This is a genomic window from Nitrospinota bacterium (assembly GCA_027619975.1).
Classification (GTDB): domain Bacteria; phylum Nitrospinota; class Nitrospinia; order Nitrospinales; family VA-1; genus JADFGI01.
Genome location: JAQCGX010000009.1, coordinates 1 through 23,674, shown reverse-complemented (window position 1 = coordinate 23,674; position 23,674 = coordinate 1). Strand labels below are relative to the sequence as shown.

General features: G+C 46.4%; 23 protein-coding genes. 10 read left to right on the top strand and 13 right to left on the bottom strand.

Annotated elements, in window-relative coordinates; genetic code table 11:
- The first annotated feature begins 411 nt into the window (after positions 1 to 411).
- The 5 genes from O3C58_04670 to O3C58_04650 all read left to right on the top strand — a co-directional run bounded on the left by O3C58_04670 (position 412) and on the right by O3C58_04650 (position 4,032).
- Positions 412 to 1,092: an MOSC domain-containing protein gene (locus O3C58_04670; protein MDA0691157.1), complete on the top strand. Its 681-nt coding sequence runs from the start codon at positions 412 to 414 to the stop codon at positions 1,090 to 1,092.
- A gap of 7 nt (positions 1,093 to 1,099) precedes the next feature.
- The gene (locus tag O3C58_04665) at positions 1,100 to 1,690 is read left to right on the top strand and encodes a hypothetical protein (GenBank protein ID MDA0691156.1); all 591 of its coding nucleotides are present in this window, start codon (positions 1,100 to 1,102) and stop codon (positions 1,688 to 1,690) included.
- A gap of 75 nt (positions 1,691 to 1,765) precedes the next feature.
- Positions 1,766 to 3,160, top strand: a complete 1,395-nt coding sequence (lpdA, locus tag O3C58_04660; GenBank protein ID MDA0691155.1) for a dihydrolipoyl dehydrogenase — start codon at positions 1,766 to 1,768, stop codon at positions 3,158 to 3,160.
- A gap of 339 nt (positions 3,161 to 3,499) precedes the next feature.
- Complete coding sequence (locus O3C58_04655) at positions 3,500 to 3,715, top strand: hypothetical protein (GenBank protein MDA0691154.1); 216 nt, start codon at positions 3,500 to 3,502, stop codon at positions 3,713 to 3,715.
- A gap of 26 nt (positions 3,716 to 3,741) precedes the next feature.
- Positions 3,742 to 4,032: a BolA family transcriptional regulator gene (locus tag O3C58_04650; protein ID MDA0691153.1), complete on the top strand. Its 291-nt coding sequence runs from the start codon at positions 3,742 to 3,744 to the stop codon at positions 4,030 to 4,032.
- Between the two features lie 29 nt (positions 4,033 to 4,061).
- On the opposite strand, the gene O3C58_04645 is transcribed toward O3C58_04650, so the two are convergent.
- The 7 genes from O3C58_04645 to rlmN form a co-directional block, all read right to left on the bottom strand.
- Complete coding sequence (locus O3C58_04645; protein MDA0691152.1) at positions 4,062 to 4,541, bottom strand: hypothetical protein; 480 nt, start codon at positions 4,539 to 4,541, stop codon at positions 4,062 to 4,064.
- A 141-nt stretch (positions 4,542 to 4,682) separates the two neighbouring features.
- Positions 4,683 to 5,978, bottom strand: a complete 1,296-nt coding sequence (locus tag O3C58_04640) for a c-type cytochrome (GenBank protein MDA0691151.1) — start codon at positions 5,976 to 5,978, stop codon at positions 4,683 to 4,685.
- Positions 5,979 to 5,995: 17 nt separating this feature from the next.
- Complete coding sequence (locus tag O3C58_04635; protein MDA0691150.1) at positions 5,996 to 8,104, bottom strand: cytochrome ubiquinol oxidase subunit I; 2,109 nt, start codon at positions 8,102 to 8,104, stop codon at positions 5,996 to 5,998.
- Between the two features lie 325 nt (positions 8,105 to 8,429).
- Positions 8,430 to 8,645, bottom strand: a complete 216-nt coding sequence (locus O3C58_04630) for a hypothetical protein (GenBank protein ID MDA0691149.1) — start codon at positions 8,643 to 8,645, stop codon at positions 8,430 to 8,432.
- A complete protein-coding gene (locus tag O3C58_04625; protein MDA0691148.1) occupies positions 8,638 to 8,928 on the bottom strand; it encodes a lipid-A-disaccharide synthase N-terminal domain-containing protein in 291 nt (96 codons plus the stop codon). The genes O3C58_04630 and O3C58_04625 overlap by 8 nt, the downstream gene beginning before the upstream one ends.
- Positions 8,929 to 9,663: a glycosyltransferase family 2 protein gene (locus O3C58_04620; protein ID MDA0691147.1), complete on the bottom strand. Its 735-nt coding sequence runs from the start codon at positions 9,661 to 9,663 to the stop codon at positions 8,929 to 8,931.
- 30 nt (positions 9,664 to 9,693) lie between these two features.
- On the bottom strand, positions 9,694 to 10,728 hold the full coding sequence (gene rlmN / locus O3C58_04615) for a 23S rRNA (adenine(2503)-C(2))-methyltransferase RlmN (protein ID MDA0691146.1): 1,035 nt from the start codon (positions 10,726 to 10,728) through the stop codon (positions 9,694 to 9,696).
- A 310-nt stretch (positions 10,729 to 11,038) separates the two neighbouring features.
- Between rlmN and O3C58_04610 the strand changes: the two genes are divergently transcribed.
- Positions 11,039 to 11,887, top strand: coding sequence for a DnaJ domain-containing protein (locus O3C58_04610; protein ID MDA0691145.1), 849 nt, complete (start codon positions 11,039 to 11,041; stop codon positions 11,885 to 11,887).
- A 24-nt stretch (positions 11,888 to 11,911) separates the two neighbouring features.
- Here O3C58_04610 and O3C58_04605 read toward each other — a convergent pair whose 3' ends face one another.
- On the bottom strand, positions 11,912 to 12,694 hold the full coding sequence (locus O3C58_04605; GenBank protein ID MDA0691144.1) for a hypothetical protein: 783 nt from the start codon (positions 12,692 to 12,694) through the stop codon (positions 11,912 to 11,914).
- Positions 12,695 to 12,793: 99 nt separating this feature from the next.
- Here O3C58_04605 and rdgB point away from each other — a divergent pair, with 99 nt between their 5' ends.
- On the top strand, positions 12,794 to 13,354 hold the full coding sequence (gene rdgB / locus O3C58_04600; protein MDA0691143.1) for an RdgB/HAM1 family non-canonical purine NTP pyrophosphatase: 561 nt from the start codon (positions 12,794 to 12,796) through the stop codon (positions 13,352 to 13,354).
- Between the two features lie 2 nt (positions 13,355 to 13,356).
- Here the strand turns inward: rdgB and O3C58_04595 are convergent, their stop codons facing one another.
- Positions 13,357 to 13,761 (bottom strand): nucleotidyltransferase substrate binding protein, encoded by a 405-nt coding sequence (locus tag O3C58_04595; protein ID MDA0691142.1) that lies wholly within the window; start codon positions 13,759 to 13,761, stop codon positions 13,357 to 13,359.
- Between the two features lie 219 nt (positions 13,762 to 13,980).
- Here O3C58_04595 and O3C58_04590 point away from each other — a divergent pair, with 219 nt between their 5' ends.
- A complete protein-coding gene (locus tag O3C58_04590; GenBank protein MDA0691141.1) occupies positions 13,981 to 14,406 on the top strand; it encodes a DUF1566 domain-containing protein in 426 nt (141 codons plus the stop codon).
- Between the two features lie 39 nt (positions 14,407 to 14,445).
- Entirely contained in the window at positions 14,446 to 16,440 is a 1,995-nt protein-coding gene (gene acs, locus O3C58_04585; protein ID MDA0691140.1) for an acetate--CoA ligase, read from the top strand.
- A gap of 242 nt (positions 16,441 to 16,682) precedes the next feature.
- Here acs and O3C58_04580 read toward each other — a convergent pair whose 3' ends face one another.
- Positions 16,683 to 19,079 carry a tetratricopeptide repeat protein gene (locus tag O3C58_04580; GenBank protein ID MDA0691139.1) on the bottom strand — a complete coding sequence of 799 codons (2,397 nt, stop codon included), beginning with the start codon at positions 19,077 to 19,079 and terminating at the stop codon, positions 16,683 to 16,685.
- Between the two features lie 248 nt (positions 19,080 to 19,327).
- Between O3C58_04580 and O3C58_04575 the strand changes: the two genes are divergently transcribed.
- Entirely contained in the window at positions 19,328 to 20,230 is a 903-nt protein-coding gene (locus tag O3C58_04575) for a formylglycine-generating enzyme family protein (GenBank protein MDA0691138.1), read from the top strand.
- A 340-nt stretch (positions 20,231 to 20,570) separates the two neighbouring features.
- On the opposite strand, the gene O3C58_04570 is transcribed toward O3C58_04575, so the two are convergent.
- The 3 genes from O3C58_04570 to fbp all read right to left on the bottom strand — a co-directional run bounded on the left by O3C58_04570 (position 20,571) and on the right by fbp (position 23,505).
- The gene (locus O3C58_04570; protein ID MDA0691137.1) at positions 20,571 to 20,999 is read right to left on the bottom strand and encodes a transcriptional repressor; all 429 of its coding nucleotides are present in this window, start codon (positions 20,997 to 20,999) and stop codon (positions 20,571 to 20,573) included.
- A 106-nt stretch (positions 21,000 to 21,105) separates the two neighbouring features.
- Positions 21,106 to 22,389 carry a histidine--tRNA ligase gene (gene hisS / locus O3C58_04565; GenBank protein MDA0691136.1) on the bottom strand — a complete coding sequence of 428 codons (1,284 nt, stop codon included), beginning with the start codon at positions 22,387 to 22,389 and terminating at the stop codon, positions 21,106 to 21,108.
- 96 nt (positions 22,390 to 22,485) lie between these two features.
- Positions 22,486 to 23,505 (bottom strand): class 1 fructose-bisphosphatase, encoded by a 1,020-nt coding sequence (gene fbp, locus O3C58_04560; protein ID MDA0691135.1) that lies wholly within the window; start codon positions 23,503 to 23,505, stop codon positions 22,486 to 22,488.
- Between the last annotated feature and the right edge of the window lie 169 nt (positions 23,506 to 23,674).

The following is a 23,674-nucleotide window of genomic DNA, read 5'->3' as shown; positions in this document are numbered from 1 at the left end:
AATATACCAAACTAGAATGAAACCGGAGAAAGCCCATTTGAACAAGTCGTTAATGAACCAAGCGCTCCCTAAGACTTCTCCCCAATAATTTAAAAAACTGAAAACATGCTATAGTTGCGGGCAAATCCGGATTGATTTGATAAAAAATAAGGCAGACTCAATTTTTTCGGGAAGATCCTCAACCCTGGAAGTGGGTGACGTTAAATTAAGTAAAGAAAGCGCGAGGAATGTGCTCCATTCCTCTAGGACTTCGAATAGTTGGTTTGAGCTATTTCGCCGAACCTCCACCTCTGATTCCCCTTCTCAATAATTAAATTCAATCACATCGCCTACGAAAATTTGATAAAGTGTGACCGAGCAACTTTTGGGAATATTTTTATAATCTCCAAACTAAATGTCAAAATTAGGCTCATGGCGACAATTCAATCGATAAATATTGCAGTTCCTGGAAATGTGCTTGTTTCTGGGGACAAAAAAATATTCTCTGGAATCCTGAAAAAACCCGTTCAGGGAAAAATTTTTCTCGATAATCTTGGTTTTCAGGGCGATGGCGTTGCCGATCACCGCTTTCATGGGGGCGGCGATAAGGCGGTGTGCGTTTATTGCATTGATCATTATCCTTTCTGGGAAAAGGAGTTGAAACAGGCATTGAGTTTCGGGGCTTTTGGTGAAAATTTAAGTGTGACCGGGTTGACGGAAACCGAGGTTCATATTGGCGACGTTTTCCGCGTTGGCGAAGCGGAGGTGCAATGCACCCAACCCCGGCAACCCTGCCACAAACTCAATAAGGTATTTGATTTTCAGGGAATGGCCTGCCGGGTGCAAACCACGGGATTCAGCGGCTACTACCTGCGCGTCCTCAAACCGGGGTGGGTGGAGGCCGGTGAGAAAATTGTTCCTTTGCAAGCTGACCCCAAAGGGATTTCTGTTGAAACCGCCAATGACCTCATGCATAAGAACAAAAAGGACTGGGACGGGATTGGTGAAATTCTATCGGTTGCGGCGTTGTCGGATAGCTGGCGGGAAACGTTTCAAAAGCGGTTAAACGACGGGACTACAGAAGACACGCAACTTCGCTTGAAGGGAGTTTAAAGGTGAAATGAATTTGGATATGGCCGCGGATCAACCCTACGAGCTTGACCAGTGGTCTGCCTGGTTCAAATCGGAATTGGCGCCCTCGGATTTGGATGCCCCCGGAGTCCTTGCATTTATGCATCATTTCGCGGATCTCGGAATCCTTGAGCCTGCGGGAGGGGACCTTTGGAAACTTTGCGGCATGGAAAATAATCACTCTTCAGGCCCGTTGCGGGACGTGGTTCGAGATCATCTCGAAGCGTTGACCCGCACGGAAGCGGGTTTTGCCATCTCATATTTTCTGGGACAACGACCCCGGGTTTCACCGCTACCTCTGAAAGGTTCGCACAATCAACAACCTCGCTCGATTCCAGATGCAGGTAAAACTTCTAATCGGGAAAATGCTTCGGATTTGAGTAATCTACAAATCGTCAAAAAAGTTGGCCGTCAGCTGAGACCTTTTCTTGATTTTGAAAAGGAGACTGTGGCTCGCTTGCTGGGAACCCATACCCAACAAAAAGATGCCCGAATAATTTTTAATTTTATCCTTCGTAAAACCCAGCAAAAAGCCGAACCCAAAAAATGGGAACAACTCAGCCGCAAGCGGCATAAATAGCCGTTTCTTGCCGGTCTCCATCAGGAATCATAAAAATTGAAACCCGCCGGACAATAATTCTTCAAGGATAATTTCATGGATCAAAAACATCTTTTGGTTTTGGGGGCCGGGCCGGGAGGCTACGCCGCCGCTTTTCTGGCCGCGGATATGGGAATGAAGGTGACGCTGGTGGATTCAGACCCAAACCTCGGCGGTGTCTGTCTTAACCGCGGTTGCATCCCCTCCAAAGCTCTGCTTCACATTGCCAAGTTGATTAACGAAGCCCACGAGGCCAAAGGCTGGGGCCTGGATTTTGGTGAACCAAAAATTGATCTCGAAAAGCTGAAATCCTGGAAAAATGACGTGGTCCAAAAAATGACCGGCGGGTTGATGACACTCTCTAAACAAAGAGGGGTCACCCTTATTCAGGGGCGTGGCGTGTTTCTGGACTCACACAATCTTGAGATTTCCGGAAAAGAAAAAATAAGTTTTGATCACTGCATTCTGGCCACGGGTTCGCGGCCTGTAATCCCTGAAATATTTTCCGGTCTGGGGTCTCGGATGATGGACTCCACCTCGGCCTTGGAGATATATGAAATACCAAAGAAACTTTTGGTGGTCGGCGGCGGGTATATCGGTCTGGAAATGGGAACGGTTTATGACGCCTTGGGAAGCCGGGTGACCGTTGTGGAAATGACCTCCGGGCTTCTTCCAGGAATCGACCGCGATCTGGTTCGTCCTCTGCAAGCCAGGCTGAAAAAAACATTGGCAGATATTTTGCTGGATACAAAAGTTATTAATGCAAAAGAGACTCCGGCAGGCATCACGGTTGTTTTGGAATCTTCCACTGGAAAAACAGAAGCCACTTATGACCGCATTCTGGTTTCAGTGGGCCGTCAGCCCAATTCCAATGGAATCGGACTGGAAAATACCCAGGTCAGAATGGATGGCAGAGGATTCGTGCAAATAGATGACCAGCAGAAAACTGCCGATCCCGCAATTTTCGCCATTGGCGATGTGATCGGTGGGGCCATGCTGGCCCATAAAGCTTCAGCGGAGGCGCATGTCGCGGTGGAAGTCCTTGCCGGTCAACCGGGTAAATTTGATTACCGGGCCATTCCCGCTGTGGTATTTACCGACCCCGAGATTGCCTGGTGTGGGCTCACGGAAATGGAAGCGAAAGAAAAGGGGAAGGATATTAGAATTGCCAAATTCCCCTGGGGGGCTTCGGGCCGGGCGCAGACTTTGGGACGACCCGATGGATCGACCAAACTGATCCTGGCCGCTGATTCAGACAAAATTCTTGGAGTGGGCATCGTTGGAACCGGAGCCGGAGAATTGATCGGGGAAGCGGTTTTAGCCATTGAAATGGGGGCGATGGCCGGGGATATTGCCTTTTCCATTCATCCGCATCCGACGTTATCAGAAACGCTGAAAGAGGCCGCAGAAGCCCATTTGGGGAAATCGCCCCACGTATACAAAAGAAAATAAACGGCTATACGTCGATCACGTTGTCATTATCCTTGGAAGGGGGACGATGATAGGGTCTGGGTTGATTTGGGGGCATATTTGGGTTGAAACCGAGATTTTTCTGGGTCCTTTGGAAAAGATTGATGAAAAACAGAACCACCCCCGAAGCAACTGTTATGATAAAAAATGCGAAGGCAAAAAAGAACAAAAGACTTAGAACCAATATCGCGCCAAGGGCCAAGGATATTTTTGTCTTCAGGGGAATGGCTTGGAATGGGGAAGATTGGTATTGTGTCATTGTCACAACCTTTCTTGTTCAGAAAGAGTATTTTTTAATCTGGCAGTTTGCTAATATGGAGCATGGAAAATTCAACCTTCATTATTCTACCTTGTCCTAACTGCCAGGTCAAAAACCGAATTAAGGGTTATAACGCCGAGCAGACTCCGGTGTGCGCAAAATGCAAAACCCCTCTGGTAAAACAGGAAGAAAATGATGTGCATGCCAAATACGGTCAATCTCTCAATAGTTTTTTCAATTTACCGGATATCGGACTGCGTTCCGACTCTGACAAATAACGCCAACCAAGTTCAGGAAATTATCAATGGATACCACTGAAGTCATAGAAAAAATAATGAAGGAAAAACTGGAAGCCCAGCATGTAGCCATTGTTGACGAAAGCTATCTCCATCGCGGCCATAAAGCGGCGGGCGGGGGAGGGCACTATCACCTGACCGTGGTTTCCTCCCAATTTGAAACCGTCAACGCGATCGACCAAAGACGGCTGGTATACAGCGCTCTGGACGATCAAATCAACGGGACTCCCAAACTCATCCACGCCCTGCAGATAAAAACTTTGACTCCAGAGCAATGGAAAGCGGCTAGCGGAAATTGAGGGCGTATACTGTAGATGCCTCTGGCTTCTTAGTCGCGATAGATTTCCAGTTCCTCGCAGTTTTTTAAATTTTCAGATTCAGTTAAGGCTCTGTACCCCTCGCTTCCAAACTGGTTTTTGTAGAGATCCAGCTTGATGTATTTTTTGCTGTGCGGGGAATCCGCAAAAGCTTTAGCCCCCACATCGCCAACAGCATTTCCAAACATGGACAAATCTGTGAGCTTGGGGAGTTTATCGGAGTTTGCCAGGGCAATGGCACCGTCATCCCCAATTTCATTGTGGTTTAAATTGAGATGCTCCAAGTTTCCCAGGTAAGGCGAGTTTGCCAATGCTTCTGCGCCTTCGTCGCTGGCCTGATTTGCGGGTAGAACCAGTTTTTTTACTGTAGCCAGTGCCGGGTGTTCGGCTAATTTCATTAAACCACGTACACCCAAAAACTTTTCCCTAAGGGTTAAAACCTCTCCATCCGGGGTCAGGTTTTCTTTTATCAGGTCATCAAGTTTGCTCATTAAGTTCTCCAAAATTGTCTTTAAGTCTTTATAGGTTTTTATATTTTAACAGAAAAGCGGCGAAGGAAGGATTTAAAGCAATAAAAAAGCCGGCCCCGATAAAGGAACCGGCTAATGATTCGAGTGAGACTTATATCTTTATTAAATAAGCGGATCGAGGAACAATCCATTCGTTTTCCAACTTTCAACCTCTTCCTTGGTGGGAACAGGTGGAACAGGCCGTTTTGCGGCTCTCTTATCCAGAGGATCGTGAAATGTCCGCGCATAGGCTTCGGCTTTCCACAAATACAGATGCTGAAATATCATGCCCCAGGGAGCCATAGGCGTAGCGTCGACGCCGCGAGTGACCCTTTTGTACCAAAGAGCATCCGGCCAGTCTTTGAGTAACACATCAGGGAGCCTATCGGGCATTTTTAAGGTGTCGGGATTGTCTTCTTTTCTGAAGTCCAAAGCACCGGTCATCATGGGAGTTCCATCTTTACCATGACAGACCGCACAGTTGAGACCCTCCGTTGCGGGTTCGGCTCCCTCAAAAACCTGCTGGCCTTCGGCAACTATAGTCGCATCGTCCCACCAGGTCCATTGATCGGGGAATTTTCCCTCCACCGGCATATGGGTGGGATCTCTCAGAGTCTTTAAGTAAGACACAAGAGCGGACAGTTCATCCTCGCTGAGATCCTCCCCATAATAAGTCGGCATGGCTTTTTTCGACTTGGGGTCATCAAAGCCGGGCGATTGTTTTTTTCTGGGTTCCAAAATTTGTTCTTTAATGTAGTCATCCGAGTAAAGGCCAATTTGCTTGGTGCCTAAATTGGGGCCTCGATCGGAATTGCCTTCCCAGAAAACTTTATGGCAGTTGAAACATTTGTTATTTTCGAACACTTCCCGGCCCGCAGCGATGACTTCAGGGCCTGCCAAGCCAGATAGTTTCACCGGCGGCTTGTTGAGCTTATCCAACTCAAATTGTGGATCGAACTGGGGGAGCTGGGCGGTGATGACAATAAAAAGTATGGACGGTAGTGCATACGTGCCGATCAGGCGAATCGTGGTTTGAACCTGGCCTTTTTCCGGTTTCATGGCCCGTAAGTCCAGCAACACGAAATAGGTCAGGCCGACCAAAGCAAAAGCCACAAACTCAATCTGCCACCAGATGGGAAAACCAAATTGCCCGGAGACAACCCAGATAATGACTGCAATAATGGTGATGACCGGAATCTTAAACTTCAAATTCTGGAAAAAGGTCTTTTCCTTAAATTCTGATTTTGGAATAGCCAATAAAAGGGCATAGGTCATCGCCACCAGAACGATTCCCGCTAACCGTTTTACAACGGCGGGGGAAAGGCCGATAGCGTTCCCGCCAATCCAGAATACGGCTATTAAACCCAGAGATATGGGTACAATTTTGGTCGCTTTTTGTTTAAAAGTTTTTTCCTGCATTCCTTGCTCCTAAACGGTTATTCAGCCATTTGTGGCGTAGCTGTAGCCGGTATTGCCGGTGTTTTCTTGGTTTTTGGGTACTTAATGGCAAGCCAGATCGTGGCCGTCATAATAATAAAAAACGTCCAAACGATGGTGGTGACATGGAACCCGGACTCAGCAAGCGATGGGGCAAATTTCTCCGGCGTCACGTCTTTAAAGACTTTATAGATATGCCAGTTCATTCGCGATAGCTCACGAATGGTCCCCATCCAGCTCATCAGCCAGATATCCGCAAATCCGAGTAAAATCAGAACATATATTCCCAGCGGGTTGATTTTTCCGTAATGCACCTTCCCGGTTTTCGTGGCAATGGTGTAAAAGACGTAATTGATGAAAGTTACCGTGACCAGGGCAAATGCCGCTGTGTTCTTGGATATCATGAGAGCCAGGAACGCCAGGTTATCCGGTAGCACCATATTGGGGTCCATTCCCGGTTCCGGCATCATCGTGGCAAAGAAGCGCCTGGGTGTGAACCAAATGGTTGCGGATATGACAATCAGGATGAATCCGAACTTCATGGCCGGGAAAAACCGTTGTGCATTTTCAATACGCTTCATACTCACCCACATATAGATATTACTGGCGCTGAACATGGTTCCGACCAGTAAACCCTGCACGAGCATGAACATTGATTCCCGGTCCGACATGATGTACATGCCGATGGTGGCATCGTATTGGTAAATTTCGCGGACGAAGATATAACCCATGGCTGGCAGGGGAATCATGATGGCGACGCCAATGATGTTGCCGATATACCCGACCCAGTCGTAATATTCCTTTTCTTCCTTTTTATCCGACCAAAGATACATGTACGCGCCGATGATGCCGACCATATAACCGCCAAAGGTGCCATTGCCCACCAGACGATGGTAATTGAGCGGCATCCAGGTGGAAGTGGCGATTCGCGACCATTCATTGATGTTCATCAGTTCATCAAGGGGTTTTGGAGGTGTCTGCATGAAAGTAGCCGGACCGTCGAGCGCACAAAGCAGAGACAGACCTAAAACATTCAAGACAACGCCACAAACGATGTGTCGGCCTTTCTTATTCTGTTGATTGAGTGGATCCCAGGAGTACACGTAAATGTACATGACGATGGTTTCCAGGATGAACAGCGTCGGGTAGGCCACCATGAACAGAACCGGGAAGGATTGCACCAGATAGGTGATGAAGTCCTGGTAGAGCACGATCATCACAAAAAGAAACAACCCGCCGGTGAGAGCGGTGAAGCTGTAACACATGCCGATGACTTTGGTGATCTCGTGAGCCAACCGCTCAAACTTGAAGTCGGACTTGGCAAACATGATCATATTTGCCAGGGTGCCACCCACCGCGCCATTAATGACGGCTAAGATGATGCCCGATGTTTCAATATGTTCGACAGGGGTCAGTGGAATAGCGATGAGTGTCCCAAATACGGCGCCAACCAGAGCTGAAACTCTGACGTCCATCAATCGATGGAAATAGTTCAGGAAACTCACGATAAATGCGCCAAATGCACACGCCCATAGACCATAGAGAACGCCATGGTGAATACCGACGATAATTTCTCCGGTTATCCCAATAACAACGCCGATCAGCACGCCGAGAAAAACATTGGAAAGAATGATCGCCTTACGAACCCCCTGAGTCCTTCGGGCCCCCATGACCTCCATGATGACAACAAACATGGGACAGCCAAGAATGAACGAGGCAAACAGAATATGTAATTGGGCGGCTACCCAGGTGATCTTGCGGTTACTAAATCCCATGAAGGAGAAAGGTTTAAATTCATGGTCTTTAGCGGGTCCGATATCTGTCAGGTAGGATAAATCTTCCTCTTCTTCACCCGCAACGGCGGCATCTTCACCATCTGTAGAACCTTCTTCTGCACCAGTTTCCTCGCCTTCAGCAGGGGCTTCCTCGCCTTCTTCAAACTCATCTTCTTCCTGAGCAAATACCTTGTCAGGACCACCCACGAAGCTGAATTTTGAGGACGACGAAAAAGGTTCAGGCGCCAGGTGAACCAGTCCGTAAACCAGAATCAGGGCGAAAAGAACTTTAAGTGAAAATGACTTGTATTTCAGGTTCCGAAAACTGTCCATCAGGGCTCCCTCTAACGCCAGATGATTGGAAAATTTGACACGTTATAAATCAATACGTATTTCAGAGAAAAATTTGGTAACTTCGACCCCCTGATTGTGAGGCCTTATTCTCCGAATGGTGTTTTTTTCTGTTCATGAAATAAGGGTAACTCATTGAAAATTAAACCCTTAAATCTTACCCAAAAAATACCGGACACATTAAAATAGGGTAGAGAAATATCATAGGGTTTTTGTAAAGTCAAGAAATTAAAGTCTAATGAAATTGGTTAGTTTACGGAAATTACAGGGCCTTACCGTCTGAAAAAAGTACGAGCCTGCAATTGGATTAACCGGTATTCGAGTCATCTCCGGGACTGTTTTTGTCCAGAGAGTCGAGGGGCATGATAAGAAGCCCAAATCCCATGGCCGAAAATAATACGGAAAGTAGCCCCACAAATATTTGCGGCCATTCGGCGGCGATGCTTTTCACCGAAAAGACAAATAAAACTCCACCCAATATCAAGCTTGCCAGGCCTACGATGCGGATGGTCAACTTATCCATTTTGGATTTCGGCGTTTGCCATTGCCTTTTTCTTGCGGGAAATCAGAATGAGATTGCGGATATAGATAACAGATCCCAAACTCTGCCCGAGAATAAATACGGGGTCCTGTTTGTGTATGGAGTAGGTCAGCAATATGATACTGCCGCCAATGCTGAAATACCAGAAGGGCAGGGGGATTATGCTTTCTCCATGCTTTTCTGAAATTATCCATTGGATGATAAACCGCATGGCAAAAAGCGCTTGCCCTATAAAACCGACTACGAGCCAATAAGTTGCGGTCATCTATTCCTCCTCAATGACATAGTAATTCAATCTCCTTTTTTTCAACCAGCGGACCCCAAAGAGATCCTTCAGTGAAGACCATAGCCGATTGCGGATGTTGTATTTGGATTTGCCGTGAAGTCTGGGATGATGGCTGACCTTGACCTGAGTGACACTGAAGCCTTCCATTTTAATCAGGGTCGGGAAGAAGCGATGCATCCCGTTAAACAAAATAATATTATCAAAACATTCCCTGCGAAATGCCTTGAGAGAACAGCCGGTGTCGGCAATGGTTTCGTCACTCAATTGGTTGCGCACTGCATTAGCGACTTTAGAGGATATTTTTTTTATCCAGGGATCATTGCGTTTGTGCCGCCAGCCACAGACCACATCAAATTCCTTGATTTTTTCCAAAAGAGCAGGAATATCCGCTGGATCATTTTGAAGATCAGCATCCATCGTGACAATGATTCGACCGCGAGAGGTTCGAAACCCAGCCACAAATGCGGCTGACTGGCCAAAATTCTTTGCAAACCGGATCAATCGCAAATGTGGATTGTGTTTCTGAAGAGTGCGGATCAATTCATCACTGCCGTCCAGACTGCCATCATCTACAAATACGACCTCATAATTGAAATCGAGTTTTTGAAGGGTTTCGTTTAACCTTTCTTCCAGGGCTACTAAATTTTCCCGTTCATTGTAAATGGGAATGACCACCGAAAGATCGAGGCTTGCATCAGGCTGGGGTTGGCTCATCTGAATAAAAATTGAATGGGTTTAAAAGAATTATACGTAGGACACAGCTTGGGCGGCAAGTTGTCCGCAGGCTCCCATAATATCAGTTCCGCGGTTTTTTCGAACAAAAACCGAATAATTTTTGGATAGTAAATAATTCTGGAACGATGCAATCCTGTCCTCAGACGGCGGATAATAGTCACTGGATTCATAGTGGTTGAATGGAATCAGATTAATTTTACTGGGAATGCCTTTCAGTAACCGGGCCAGGCGCTTCGCATCTTCATCCGTATCGTTGATACCAGCCAGGAGAACATATTCAAATGTAATCATCCGGGTGGGTTTTAAGGGATAACTCCTGAGAGTGTCCATTAAAACTTCAATGGGATATTTCTTGTTGATGGGCATGATTTTATCCCGCACTTCATCAAGGGTTGCGTTCAATGAAATGGCCAGATTCACATGGATGTTTTCTTCCTGGAAATTTCTTATCTTATCGACCAATCCTGATGTCGAAAGAGTGATTTTCCGCGTAGAAATTTTCAGAGCCTGCGGAGACACCATCAACCGCAACGCATCCACCACCGGCTGATAATTATCAAGTGGCTCTCCCATTCCCATGATGACCACGTTGGTGATCCTGTCCTTTTCTGGAAGGTCTTCGTTTACTTTTATGAACTGCCCGATAATCTCATCGGCGGTCAGGTTACGTTTTAACCCAAGTGTCCCTGTTTTGCAAAAGGTACATGCCAATCGGCACCCAACCTGTGTGGAGATACACAATGTCTTTCTCTGCTCTGAAGGCATCCAAACGCTTTCTATGGTGGATCCATCCTCCAGTTCAAATAAATATTTTATGGTCCCGTCCACGGATGAAAGTTTTTTAAGAATGCGAGGCAGGGAAATATAAAACTTTTCACTCAAAAGCTGGCGCAGAGACTTGGAGAGATTGGTCATGAGATCAAAGTCTCTCACTCCACGATGATAAATCCAGGTAAAAACCTGATGCACGCGGTAAGGCTTCACATCCCATTGAACAAAATAGTCAGTTAATTTTTTTTCTGTAGTGCCTAGTAAATTTTCCATTTCAATTGCAAATTAAAGGGAGTAGTATTCGGTTGAAATTTTTGATTGTTCCCATGCGGGGCGATTCGGGATATAAAACCGTTAGGTTCTTGGAGGAGGCCGACAGGTGAAATTTCTTGATTCCCACCCTCCTTCTGTATCCGCGGCCCGCGACAATCTTTTGCGATAAAACCAAAGTTTGTTTTTTCCACCAAGTAGTTTTCAGATCAAACCAAATAAACAAATTCCAGCCAGTCAGTATTTTTTTTAAGCAAAAGAAGAAAACCCGCAAACTTGTTTTCCGGATGAGCTGATGAACTATCTTACCACAATGGAACTCTCGCAGTGTTTCAGGGTTTTAAATATATCTCCCCGTGAGAAATGGGATGCTGTCAGGAAATCCTATCACTTGTTGGTTAAACAGTATCACCCTGATCGGCATCCCAATAACCTTATCTATGAAAACAAACTGAAAGAAGTCATCAGTGCTTTCAAGGTCCTGGAAAAACATTATAAGTATCAGGAGAGCCATCAGGAAAAAGATGCCCAGGTTTCCCCTGCTACTCGTTTTAGCCCATCGTTTATTGATGCCAAAGCCCCAAGCCTGGATAAATCCCCTTTCATTGAAAGTAGTCCGGTCCGTCCATTGGATGGGTTAGTCGAGACCCGGGGAAAAAGGAACCTGTGGAACAAGTGGGTCCAGAAGTTTCAGAAAAACTTAACAAAATATGATAGAAAAATTTTCTTACTGGATATTCGAAAAAATATTCGGGTCCATCCCCACACCGCGGCTCAAGGCGGGGTCATTCGGATGCGTAAAGGAAAAGAAACCTTTCAGATAACGATTCCTTCCGGCACCTGGAACCGAATGACATTACGCATACCTGAAAAAGGAGAGTCCAGCCTGTTTGGAAAAAAACGGGGAGACCTTCTTTTGAATATTGAGGTGGTCAATTCACAAAACATCAATGCCGACGAAACGAGGTTCTATTATGAACTCCATATTCCTCGCGAAAATGTTAAATCGTCTAAAGTGCAGACCTTGGATTCTGTTTTCGGTCCCATAAAGTTTGTGTTACCGCGTAACATAAAACAAGGACAAAATTTTGTTCTGAAATCTAAACCCAATGAGAAAAGCAAAAGTTCCTCAAGCCATGTGGTAACAATTCATTTCGCTTGAAAAATGTCCCGCCCCGCCTAGAGTTCAGGAATACCCCAGAAACGTATGTATCATCACGCCGCCGCTGAAAAGAGCAATGATCAAGGTCATTGCCAGTAAACTAAACAGGGAAGCAGATGTGTCGTATATATTTTGCCGTTTGAACCACCATCCGTCGATCACTAGTATCAAAACAGCAATGGCAAAAGCCGCGACTGAGACTCCGCTTAAAGAACTGCTGAAGACAATATCCTTCGACATATAGTTTAAAACAGAAAATGACCAGGTGAGCGGGATCAGGCTCAGGTAGAACGCCGCGAAGACCGGCTGGTTTTTTGATTCCTTAAAGCGGGCTTGCAAGCGAACGCCTAAAACGAATAATGTGGCAAGCAAAAGGTAGAAAGCATTGGCGCTGATGCTTTTGTCTGACTGCTCTTTTCGAATATGTTTTAAAGCGCCCAAAACATATTGAGACACTTCAATTTCGTCCATTTCATAGAAGCCCCCCTTACTGGTATCGAAGGCAAAAACCCGAGCGGTAGTGGATTCAGCGGGAAGTGAGATCGCCCGGTACTGGTCCTTACCTGCCGATTCAATTTCAAGATAAACGAGGCCATTATGGTATTTTAAATTATATTTTTCTATCTCAACCAGATTGTGGGCGTAGCGTTGATTTTCTGCATAGAAGGATTCCTGAATTACCATAAGGTCCTGCAAGGCCTTTTTGGCCTGGAAATCCAGATTATTTTCAAAATGCTGGGAACAGGAAGCTGTGAAAATGAGCAGGAATAATGAAATAAACAACCGCGAAATGTTAAACTGGGGCATGAAGTTGATAACCATAATTTATTGATTTGAAAGGTCCAGATTTATATCACAGTCCCATGACACGTGCAAGGGCAGTCCTGAGGAAGTCTAAGGTAATCTATGAACTCGCAATCTATTTTTGAAAATATTAAATTTGTAACTGGCAATATTAATAAAGTCCGCGAAGCCGGGGAAATCCTGGGAGTATCTCTGCAACAGGTTGATATCCCTGATTTATATGAACTTCAGACCCATGACCCCGAAGCAATTGTTCGCCATAAATTGAGCCAGGCGTACGAGATTGTCAAGGGGCCTGTTTTGGTGGAAGATTCTGGCCTGATATTTTCGGCCTGGAACGGATTGCCTGGAGCGCTGGTAAAATGGTTCGAATTGACCGTGGGCTGTGAGGGGATGCTCAAAATGCTCGAACCGTTTGATAACAGGGAAGCATTTGCGTTGTGCTATGTCGGCTTCCATGATGGTGAAAACATCAAAATCGCCAAGGGCGAGGTCCGGGGGAGGATAGCGCCACAATTGAGCGGAACCAGTGGTTTTGGCTGGGACGTGCTTTTCATTCCCGGGGGTCACGCTCTCACCTACGCAGAAATGCCGGCCACCGAAAAAAACGCCATTTCCCACAGGAAAAGAGCTTTTGAAAATTTGAAGAAAATGATGGGTTGACGCTAATTTTTATCGGCAACTCCGGTTAACTTGTCGCACAGGTGCTTCATCAGCAAACAATATGCCGCCAGCTTTTCGTATTCAAGGTCGGCTGCCTCCCCTTTAAGTTTCCGGGAGGCATGATTGAAGGACGTCTCCATCTCTTCCCAGGGCGCATCTTCTGCCAGCCATTGGTTTTCCGCGGCCCATTGGAGGCATTGCTGGAAGGACTCGCAGGGAGTTCCCTGTTCGGCGGCCAGTGAGCGAATGAACTTCAGGGCTATATCACAGGTAAAGGTGAAGCGTTGCAGGGCGGCGTCCCGGTAATAGTCGGATTTTTCGTTTTTGAGAATTTCTTCAAACCGATCGACCGTCCAGCGAAAATGGGTCAGTAAGATTTTTGCGGATGGCGTACTTGAGGAGTTCATTGTGATTAGATGGCTTGAAAACGGGAATCCGATGAAAGATTTTGGGTGGCACCCTGTATTCTCTTATAATTCATTCATATTACAACATCCGCTCAGGTTAACGTAAATATTTCATAACCTCTGGCAGTCCATCTAGTTTTGTAAATCTCAGCGAAAAATGGTAATTTCATTCAATTTTATTAAACTTCATTGATTTAAATTGAAAATTTAAGAGGTTCCGTGAGCAATAACAAGCGATTCATTGATAATGGCGATGGCACAGTCACAGATACCGAAAAAAACCTCATGTGGAAAAAAACGGACTCCATGAATGATCTGAAAAAATGGATCAATTATCAGGATAGCGCCGATTACGCCAGGGAACTCAACGAAAAAAAATTCGCCGGGTATGAAAACTGGCGACTGCCCACACGAGATGAGCTTGCTACCATTTACGACAAGGACTGGGCCATAAAAGACAGGTTTGACAAGGACATTCATATTAATGAATGTTTTGCCCCTGGCGGCGGGTTTTCCATGATTGCCGACCAGGTCCCGGGGCGGATGCGCACCTGGGTTTTAAACATACGGGATGGAGAGTACACGCAACCGGATGGGTTATGGACTCTGGCCGAAGCGGCCCGGGCGGTTCGTACCATTGGATGATAATCAATAATAACCGTTACTATCTAGGGAGACCCTGGAATGAGCGAGAATGAAATTTATACCCCTTCAAAAGCCGTCAGCGATGCGGCTTTTTTTCAGAATATGGATCAATATAAGGAAATGTATCAACGGTCTATTGATGACCCTGACGCGTTCTGGGCTGAAGAGGCGGAAAAATTCTTTTGGTTTAAAAAGTGGGATCAAGTCCGAAATTATAATTACAACGTAAAAAATGGCCCGATATCCATCGAGTGGTTTAAAGGTGGGAAAACCAACATCACTATGAACTGCCTGGACCGGCATCTGGAGAAAAAGGGCAACCAACCGGCGATCTTATGGGAGGGTAACGAGCCGGGGACGGATAAGACGCTTACTTATAGAGAACTGCACGCGAAGGTATGTAAATTTGCCAATGTGCTCAAAAAGCACGGAGTTAAAAAGGGCGATCGCGTCACCATTTACATGCCGATGGTGGTGGAACTGGCGGTGGCCATGCTGGCATGCGCCCGGATAGGAGCGGTCCATTCCATCGTTTTTGGCGGTTTCTCGGCGACGGCTCTAGGTGAAAGAATTCATGACTCATCATCAGCATTGCTGGTAACAACCGACGGAGCCTTTCGCGGGACCAAACCCGTTCCACTAAAATCCAACGCCGACGAGGCCATGGAAATTTCCCGTCAAAAAGGCATAGAAGTTACTAAATGCATCGTCGTCGAACGTGTCGGTTCCGAGATTCCGGTCACGATGAAACCGGGGCGGGATTTCTGGTGGCATGACGAGATGCAGGAAGCGTCCCCGGTTTGCGCCGCCGAACCGATGGATGCGGAAGATCCGTTGTTTCTTCTTTATACCTCAGGGTCTACGGGTAAACCCAAAGGGGTTCAGCATAATGTCGGCGGCTACATGATTTTTACGGCGTTGACCCATAAATATATTTTTGATTACCATGACGGCGATGTCTGGTGGTGCACGGCTGACATCGGTTGGGTCACCGGCCATTCTTATATTATTTACGGACCCCTGGCCAATGGGGCTCAGACGATCATGTTTGAAGGCGTTCCCACCTATCCCGATGCAGGACGCTTCTGGGAGGTGGTGGACAAATACAAGGTCACCCAGTTCTATACGGCGCCTACGGCAATCCGCGCTTTAATGGCTCATGGCGAAGAAATTCCGGGGCGCTACGATCTTTCATCGTTAAAAATTCTAGGTTCGGTCGGGGAACCTATCAACCCGGAGGCCTGGCGGTGGTATCACAAGAATATCGGGCGCGGAAAATGCCCCATTGTCGATACCTGGTGGCAAACGGAAACGGGCGGAATTCTAATCACCCCGCTTCCGGGATGCACGCCCTTGAAACCCGGTTCGGCGACGTTTCCATTTTTTGGAGTCAAACCAACCGTTATAAATTCTGAAACCGGAAAGGTGGCAGAGGGCAACGGCGTTTCCGGCGTGCTGGCCCTTTCAGAGCCCTGGCCGGGACAGGCCCGGACTATTTATGGAGATCATGATCGCTTTGAAGAAACTTATTTCAAACTCTACCCAGGGTATTATTTTACTGGCGATGGGTGTCGGCGTGATGAAGACGGATATTACTGGATCACGGGCCGTGTAGACGATGTGATCAATGTGTCCGGTCATCGTATCGGGACCGCCGAAGTGGAATCGGCACTGGTTCTTCACAAGGCAGTTTCCGAGGCCGCAGTGGTTGGCTTCCCTCATGAGATCAAAGGGCAGGGCATCTATGCCTATGTTTCGTTGATGGATGGGGTGGCGTACAACGATGCACTTGGAAAGGAACTCAAAAATTTTGTGCGCAAGGAGATCGGTCCCATTGCCGCACCGGATGTGATTCAGTGGGCGCAGGCGTTACCTAAAACGCGTTCCGGAAAAATTATGCGTCGCATCCTGCGCAAAATCGCCGCCGACGAAGCTGACCAATTGGGCGATGTTTCTACTTTGGCGGACCCTTCGGTGGTTGAGGAATTGAAAAGTTCGTATCAAAAGTTAAAACAGGATGGAAAGACTGGATGATCAAAAAAAACTGACAGGAAGCCACAGGACGGAAATATTTGCTGGTAATCACTGCAGGATCATGGAGTTGAAGCAAACTTCAACTCCATGACTTCCACTCGGCTGTGAAAAGAGAAAGGAACCCCCTCCCCCCCCTAAAGCGCAATATTCGAAAAGCTACAAGCTTGTTTTAATGTAGGTTTAAGAATAATTTTACCATCTTTGGGAAGGGTGTCAAAGAAAAAGTTTTGATTTTATTCATATTACTCGTTATTTAGAAATTTTGGACTCACTTTGGGCAGGGTGTTATTTGCAGAAATTTTGAGAAAATCAGGCTTTTTCAGGCGAATATTCCGGGTTGCCTGCAGTTGTTTAACTTCCCGCAACCCTCGATGCGACTGGCTATTCATGGGTTGTAATTTCACAGCCTGGGTGAAGGCCGCTCGGGACTCGTTCAGTCGATGCAACTGCAGATAAACCCAACCCAATCCGTCATAAGCATCGGCTTGATCCGGGTGATGACGCAAAGACTGTTGATAGTGCCGTATGGCCTCCGCATAATTCTCCAGGTTAAAATAGGCCCGTGCCAATCGGGTCCTTGCGGTGGTTTGGGTTTTAAAAGGACGCTTGCCGGTTTCATCGCTGATGGTCTCAGTGATCGGGTCGGGTTTGCTGTTAATTGACAAGGATTGCTCTAAATAGTTGATGGCGGCCTTATAATCTCGCAATCTAAACAGGCTATAGCCCATCCCCTTGTGTGAATCCGATTTATGCGGTTGCTCTTTCAAAGATGTCTGGAACATTTGCTTGGATTTTTCAAATTCTCCCTGTTGATAAAAAGCCCATCCCAGACGGTTATATACCTGCCAACCGAACCGCTGACTTCCAAGAAATTTGAAAAACTCTTCCGAAATAGCCGAATCCGGGTCCAGGGAGATTGATTTTAAAAAATGTTCCACTGCCAGGTCTGGTTTGTCTTGCTTGAGGTGAAGCCATCCCAACCCCATGTATAACGAGGGCCGCAAAGGATCTTTTTGTAACTCGCGGTTATAATATTGCCGCGCTCGGGTATTTTCCCAACTTCGCATCACGCTCCAGTCGAGTTTATAGGAGATCTGCTTTTGCTCGGGATAGACGGCATGGGCTATTTTCAAGAAATAGGAAGCGTCGGTGTATCTACCCAGATGATAATTTGAAAAACCGATGCCTTTAATGGCATCCGTTTCATAAATGACGTGCTTGCGGGATTTTTTAAACTTTTCCAGGGCTTGTTCGTACTGGCCTTTTTGAAACTGACTCCATCCCAGTCCATTGTAGGCGCGAGCGAGAGGTTCAGTCAGCGGCGCTTGGGGTTGTTGGCCTTCAATAAAACTGTGGTAATTGGATGCGGCTTCTTTGAAATCTCCATTTTTGAAATTTTGTTGGGCTTCGTATAGCTCTGGTTGGCGAAATTTTTCCAATTCTTCAAGACCTTTTAAACCTTTCTCATTGCCAGGGTCCAGTTGCAGAGAATTTTGAAAAAATTCACCAGCGGCGTCATAATTACCCTTCCTCAATTCAAGCATTCCCAATTGAACATTGGGGTAGGCCCAATCCGGAAACTCATTTTTAAGGGCTTTGATTTTTTTCTCTGCGATCCTGAATTTTTTTAAATCCAGATAATATTCAGCGTCAGCCGCTTTGACCATCTTTAAATTTTCTGACTCCTCTATTCCCTTAACAACTCCAATAAAATTGGGATGAGTTTGAGAAATATTCTTGAAAACCAATTCGGCTGGTATTATTTTTTGGGTTTTAAGCAGACTCCATGCGAGGCCGTTTTGTGCATCGAGGGAATTTAATAGAGGTTTCGGCAATTCTTGAAATGCTTGAATGGCTCTCCGGTATAGCTTTTTATTGTAATATCTCCAGGCCACCTCCAGGGCATCATTTTCAGCAGGGTCAAAAGTCCATAGAATGCTCCGGTAACGAGGGTGCTCTACAGGCAGGGAAAAGAGCGAAGCGGCGCCAGGTTGATTTGGAATGACCGGCAGGGAAGCCTCTTTCGTTTGGTCTCCCCGGGATTTCCAGAATGCTAAAATGGATTCAATTTCTTGCGAGCTATAAAATTTTTCTAGCTCAGGCAACGCCTTTTCAAGGTTTTTTTGTTTAAGATATATGATTGCCTTACCCTTGGAAATGTCATACAACACCTTCGAAAACTTTTCCGCCTTTAAAAATGTAATCAACGCCTGCGGGTCATTGTTCAAGGCTAAATAGCACCAACCCATTCCGGCAAGAAAATTTGGGTCTTTGGGGTGGATCGTGTGGTTGCGTTCAAATGCCAAAAGGGCCTTGTCGTATCGTTTCTGGAAGAAATAGGTCCAAGGGAGGAGCTTCAATGCCAAAGGTTCATCGGGAGACTGTAATAGGGTTTTTTTGAGATAAAATTCCGCCACATCATAATTTTGTAAATTGTATTGATGCTGAGCGAACTGCAAATCCTTTTCATGGGGAAGGGCAGGGGGCGCCTGCTCTCGCGGAATGACCAGGGCGGCGGCTTTTTTAAAAAACGAAGGCTCTGCGCTTGTCTCCAGGGGGGAACCGGCTGGCGCTTTGAATGATGCACAAGCGTAACAGGACGCTACAATGAGAGTTGCAAGCAGGAGTTTCCAGCGCATTAATTGTCTCAGGGGGATTGGTCCTATAATTTGTAACAACTTGTTAAGTATTGCATTCCTTTCTTTAACGGCACAAAACCGGGATTTTTGAGGAAAACTTTGATAATTTGTGAAATGATGCTTTTATTGTCAAATACATAGGGCTAACTTGAGTTTTTCAAATGGGTGTAAACCGCAAATTTATAGGATTGAATATTTCCTTGAACGTGGTAATATCCACCGTTTACCTAATACTACCTACTAAATCAATGCGTTCACTAACTTTAGCACTATTAAGCCTTCTGCTGGTTTTTGGAGCCGGGTGTTCCAAAGATGAGAATAAATCCTCTGTGGAAGAACCTTCGGTTCCGGAAATGGTTGAGTCTGTCCAGGAACCGGTAAAAAGTGTGGAAAAAGTGGTTCCGGTGAGCTTGTCGCCTGAAGACAAGGAAAAGGCAAAGCTGGCTCCTGAAGGCATGGTGTTCATCAAGGGCGGATGTTTCATGATGGGCAATGATTTTGCCCAGGAAGATGAAAAGCCCGAGCATGAAGTTTGCGTAGATGACTTCTTCATGGATAAATTTGAAGTGACTCAAGCCAAGTGGGAAAAAGTAACCGGCTATAATCCATCAAAAATAATTGCCCCGGACCTCCCTCTGGAACAGGTGAACTATATCGAGGTTCAGGAATATCTGGATAAATCCAAGTGCCGTCTGCCGACCGAAGCGGAGTGGGAGTATGCCGCACGAGGCGGTGCGGACGCCCGGTATTACTGGGGCAATATGATGGATGAATCGTATGCCTGGTATGAAGATAACGCGAAGAAGACCACGCATCCCGTCGGCCAGAAACTACCGAATCAGTACGGACTCCACGATATGATGGGAAATGTCTGGGAATGGGTCAATGACTGGTACGAGCCGTACTATCAGATCAGAGAAAAGAAAAACCCTCAGGGGCCAAAAACGGGTGAGTATAGAGTCATCCGCGGGGGAGCTTTCGATTCGTCGGCAGGGGCGTTACGCATCACCAACCGTATCTGGCTGCACCCCAAAAACCGGGTCTTCCCGAAAGTGACCACCTATGGTCAGGTAATCAACGAAATCTACAACTACATCGGCTTTCGTTGCGCCAAATCAATTCCTGCAACGGCTACAGAATCTGCGAAGTAATAAATTCTGGTTTTTCTGCTAATACCGCCCCCTCCTGCCCAAAGAAATAACAAAATCCTTATTACCGCAAAGACGCAAAGATCGCAAAGAAAACCAAAACCAAATTTGACAGGATAAAAGCTGATTTTTTTTAGAATAGTTGTCTGTTAAGCCGTCATTGCGAGGCCATAAGGCCGAAGCAATCCAGAAAGCCACAAAAGATTCTGGATCGCCGCGCCGCTTGACGCGGCTCGCGATGACGTTGCGGTCGATAGAATACCCGTTTTTTTTGCGATCTTTGCGTCTTTGTGATGGTGTTGGTTTTATCAGGAATTGAGGAATATTATAGAGAGGTAGCCAGTTAACGGCACTCGCTACAGATTCCGAACATGTCCAGTTTGTGAGAGGTGATGGTGAAGCCATTGCGGGCGGCCACTTCTTCCTGGAATTTTTCTATGAGGGGGTGGTTGAACTCGATGATCTTTCCACATTCGGTGCAAATCATGTGGTCGTGATGGCTATGCATGTATTTGTGCTCATAGCGTTTTTGACCGTCGCCAAAATTGAGTTCCGAGGCCAGGCCGCTTTTGGTCAGCAAGGCCAGAGTTCGATAGACCGTTGCCAGTCCCAGCTTTGGTTCCGTTGCTGTGACCAGATTGTACAATTCCTCGGCGCTGATATGCTCCTCCGAGTCAAGAAACGCTTTCAGCACCGACCGCCTTTGCCGGGTGATCTTTAAATTGTTCTGAGAGATAAAATCTTCCAGAACTTCTAATTCCTTGCTGGCCATATTCGATAATAGTGAGAATAATTTTCAGAGTTAAGTATCTGTTAATCTACCATGAGGCTTTGACGGGGTCAACGGTTGCATTTTCAAGGATGAAGATGGGGGCTACTTAGGAGGAAGCTGGTTTCTCGTGGTTGTTCAACTGGTTTTTGATGGTCTGGATAAAGTTTTCGGCGGGAACCTCTATTTGCGAACCCGTTTCCATATCCTTCATCAAATAAACTCCTGCCTCGATTTCATTTTCGCCAACGATGAGGGCGAACCGGGAAAGTGATTTATTGGCTTTTCGCATTTGGCTTTTCATGCTGCCACCGTCGTAATCCTGGTCCACAGTGAATCCTTCCTGTCGCAACTGATGCGCCATCTTGAAACTGAAATTTTTAGCTTCATCACCCAGGCTGATAATAAAAATATCGGGTCGTGATTCGGAATAATTTTTATTTTCAAAGGGGATGATCGAAATCAAGCGTTCCATTCCCAGAGCAAATCCAAAACAGGGAGTGGATGGCCCTTCAAACTCTTCGACCAGGGAATCGTAGCGGCCTCCGCCACAGATTGCATTTTGCGCTCCAAGGCCTGTGGAGAGGACCTCAAACGTCGTCCGCGAATAATAATCCAACCCACGCACCAATAGCGGGTTCAGAAAGTAGGGAGTTTCTGTGGAATCCAGAAGCGCTTGCACCTGAGTGAAATTGGTCTTGCAGGTTTCACACAGATGGTCGCAGGTTTTGGGCAAGTCTTTGGCGATTTGACGATCACGTTCCACTTTGCAATCGAGAATTCTCAAGGGATTGCGTTCATAACGCTGGTTGCAATTTTCGCACAATTCGTCCAGATGTCCGCGAATCGCTTCCTTCAATGTTTCCCTGTATTGCGGGCGACAGTCGGAGCATCCCAGACTGTTGATTTGCAACTCCAGGTCCGTCAGCCCCAGTTGGCGAAAAAATTCCACCAGCAGGGTCATGACTTCGACATCGATGACCGGGTTGTCGGTTCCCATGGCTTCGATGCCAATTTGATAAAACTGCCGAAACCTGCCCGCCTGCGGGCGTTCGTAGCGGAACATAGGGCCGAGATAATAGACTTTCACAACCGATGGCGGATTGTACATTTTATGTTCGATGTAGGCACGTACTACGGAGGCTGTACCTTCTGGACGCAATGTTATTTGCTCACCGCTCCGGTCGGTAAATGTGTACATTTCTTTTTCTACGATATCCGTGGCCTCGCCGATGCTTCTTGAAAAGAGCTGGGTTTTTTCAAAAATAGGCAGACGAATCTCTTTGAATCCGTATTTGTGAAAAACGCTACGGGCAATTGTCTCCACCCACTGCCACTTTTCTATTTCTCCAGGAAGAATGTCTTTAACGCCGCGGATACTCTGAATTTTCATTTTGGGTGGAGTTTCTTGCAGGGTTCGTATGAAAAGTGAATTGTCGGTTGGGATGAGTTAAACTTGCGCAACTCCCGTGCTCGGCGAAGTCCCGGTTCAGGCCGGATTTTTTTCGTCGCAACGGGAGGCGAGATGTTTCTCCGCCAGTTCTACATCGTGCAAGCTGCCAATGTAAAGCGGTACCCGCTGATGGATTTCAGTAGGAACAAGATCAAGAATGTTTTTCTCTCCGTTGGACGCCCGGCCTCCGGCATCCTGGACAATGAATCCCAGAGGAGCCGCCTCAAACGCAAAACGCAATTTACCGTTCAGGTTTTTCTTGTCTTTGGGATACATAAAGATTCCACCCTTTAGCAGAGTTCGGTGGAAATCAGAAACCAGGGTGCCAATGTACCGAAGAGCGTAGGGTCTGCCTGTCGCGGTATCTTTTTCTTTTAAGTGGGCGATGAAATTCTTTTGCTCTTTGCACCAGTTTTCCGTATTGCCTTCGTTGATGCTATAAGTAGAACCCTGTTGTGGAATCTTGATGTTGGGATGTGAAAGAAAAAATTCACCCAGAGATGGGTCCAGTGTGAAGCCATACACCCCCCGGCCTGAGGTATAAACAAACATGGTGCTGGAGCCGTACATGATATAACCCGCCGCTACCTGCTGATCTCCCTTTTGCAGAAGATCCTCATCGGTAACTTTTTTCCCTGTACTCTTTTTCTTGTAAACAGAGAAAATGGTGCCGATACCGACGTTAACGTCTATATTGGAGGAACCGTCCAGGGGGTCCATCATAAAAACATATTTTCCCGGATTTCTCTCTAGAGGGATGATCACCGGGTATTCCAGCTCTTCCGAAGTAATGGCGCAAACCGTACCCGATTGACCGATGATTTTGATGAAGGTCATGTCGGCGAATTCATCAAGCTTTTGGACTTCCTCCCCCTGCACGTTAATTTTCCCGGTCAAGCCCAGAACATCTTCTCCAATACCTGCCCTGTTCACTTCCAGAGAGACGATCTTGGCGGCCACCATGATCTCGTTCATTAAGCTGGTGAATTCCCCAGTGGCTCCAGGAGTAATTTTTTCCTGTTGGCGCACGTGCTGAACAAGTGTTGTTCTTTCCATAAAAATTCAATCTTTCTGAAAAATAGAAGGTAAACTGCGGTGATTCAGTCGGAAGACGCAGAGATTTTACCTTATTTTAAAAGGTGCGGCAATTAATTACAGGGCATCTCTAAAAATAGACTAAATGTTCCTAATCGTCAATTTAAGGAGATGGCTTTGTTTTAGTGGG

What these genes read in the sequence shown, in the direction of transcription:
- O3C58_04575 (MDA0691138.1), top strand. Translation starts at nt 19,328, where the DNA reads ATGCGTTCACTAACTTTAGCACTATTAAGCCTTCTGCTGGTTTTTGGA.
- acs (MDA0691140.1), top strand. Translation starts at nt 14,446, where the DNA reads ATGAGCGAGAATGAAATTTATACCCCTTCAAAAGCCGTCAGCGATGCG.
- O3C58_04610 (MDA0691145.1), top strand. Translation starts at nt 11,039, where the DNA reads ATGGAACTCTCGCAGTGTTTCAGGGTTTTAAATATATCTCCCCGTGAG.
- O3C58_04625 (MDA0691148.1), bottom strand. Translation starts at nt 8,928, where the DNA reads ATGACCGCAACTTATTGGCTCGTAGTCGGTTTTATAGGGCAAGCGCTT.
- O3C58_04620 (MDA0691147.1), bottom strand. Translation starts at nt 9,663, where the DNA reads ATGAGCCAACCCCAGCCTGATGCAAGCCTCGATCTTTCGGTGGTCATT.
- hisS (MDA0691136.1), bottom strand. Translation starts at nt 22,389, where the DNA reads ATGAAAATTCAGAGTATCCGCGGCGTTAAAGACATTCTTCCTGGAGAA.
- O3C58_04645 (MDA0691152.1), bottom strand. Translation starts at nt 4,541, where the DNA reads ATGAGCAAACTTGATGACCTGATAAAAGAAAACCTGACCCCGGATGGA.
- O3C58_04670 (MDA0691157.1), top strand. Translation starts at nt 412, where the DNA reads ATGGCGACAATTCAATCGATAAATATTGCAGTTCCTGGAAATGTGCTT.
- O3C58_04605 (MDA0691144.1), bottom strand. Translation starts at nt 12,694, where the DNA reads ATGCCCCAGTTTAACATTTCGCGGTTGTTTATTTCATTATTCCTGCTC.
- O3C58_04650 (MDA0691153.1), top strand. Translation starts at nt 3,742, where the DNA reads ATGGATACCACTGAAGTCATAGAAAAAATAATGAAGGAAAAACTGGAA.
- rdgB (MDA0691143.1), top strand. Translation starts at nt 12,794, where the DNA reads ATGAACTCGCAATCTATTTTTGAAAATATTAAATTTGTAACTGGCAAT.
- O3C58_04640 (MDA0691151.1), bottom strand. Translation starts at nt 5,978, where the DNA reads ATGCAGGAAAAAACTTTTAAACAAAAAGCGACCAAAATTGTACCCATA.
- fbp (MDA0691135.1), bottom strand. Translation starts at nt 23,505, where the DNA reads ATGGAAAGAACAACACTTGTTCAGCACGTGCGCCAACAGGAAAAAATT.
- O3C58_04665 (MDA0691156.1), top strand. Translation starts at nt 1,100, where the DNA reads ATGAATTTGGATATGGCCGCGGATCAACCCTACGAGCTTGACCAGTGG.
- O3C58_04580 (MDA0691139.1), bottom strand. Translation starts at nt 19,079, where the DNA reads ATGCGCTGGAAACTCCTGCTTGCAACTCTCATTGTAGCGTCCTGTTAC.
- O3C58_04630 (MDA0691149.1), bottom strand. Translation starts at nt 8,645, where the DNA reads ATGGATAAGTTGACCATCCGCATCGTAGGCCTGGCAAGCTTGATATTG.
- lpdA (MDA0691155.1), top strand. Translation starts at nt 1,766, where the DNA reads ATGGATCAAAAACATCTTTTGGTTTTGGGGGCCGGGCCGGGAGGCTAC.
- O3C58_04635 (MDA0691150.1), bottom strand. Translation starts at nt 8,104, where the DNA reads ATGGACAGTTTTCGGAACCTGAAATACAAGTCATTTTCACTTAAAGTT.
- rlmN (MDA0691146.1), bottom strand. Translation starts at nt 10,728, where the DNA reads ATGGAAAATTTACTAGGCACTACAGAAAAAAAATTAACTGACTATTTT.
- O3C58_04595 (MDA0691142.1), bottom strand. Translation starts at nt 13,761, where the DNA reads ATGAACTCCTCAAGTACGCCATCCGCAAAAATCTTACTGACCCATTTT.
- O3C58_04655 (MDA0691154.1), top strand. Translation starts at nt 3,500, where the DNA reads ATGGAAAATTCAACCTTCATTATTCTACCTTGTCCTAACTGCCAGGTC.
- O3C58_04570 (MDA0691137.1), bottom strand. Translation starts at nt 20,999, where the DNA reads ATGGCCAGCAAGGAATTAGAAGTTCTGGAAGATTTTATCTCTCAGAAC.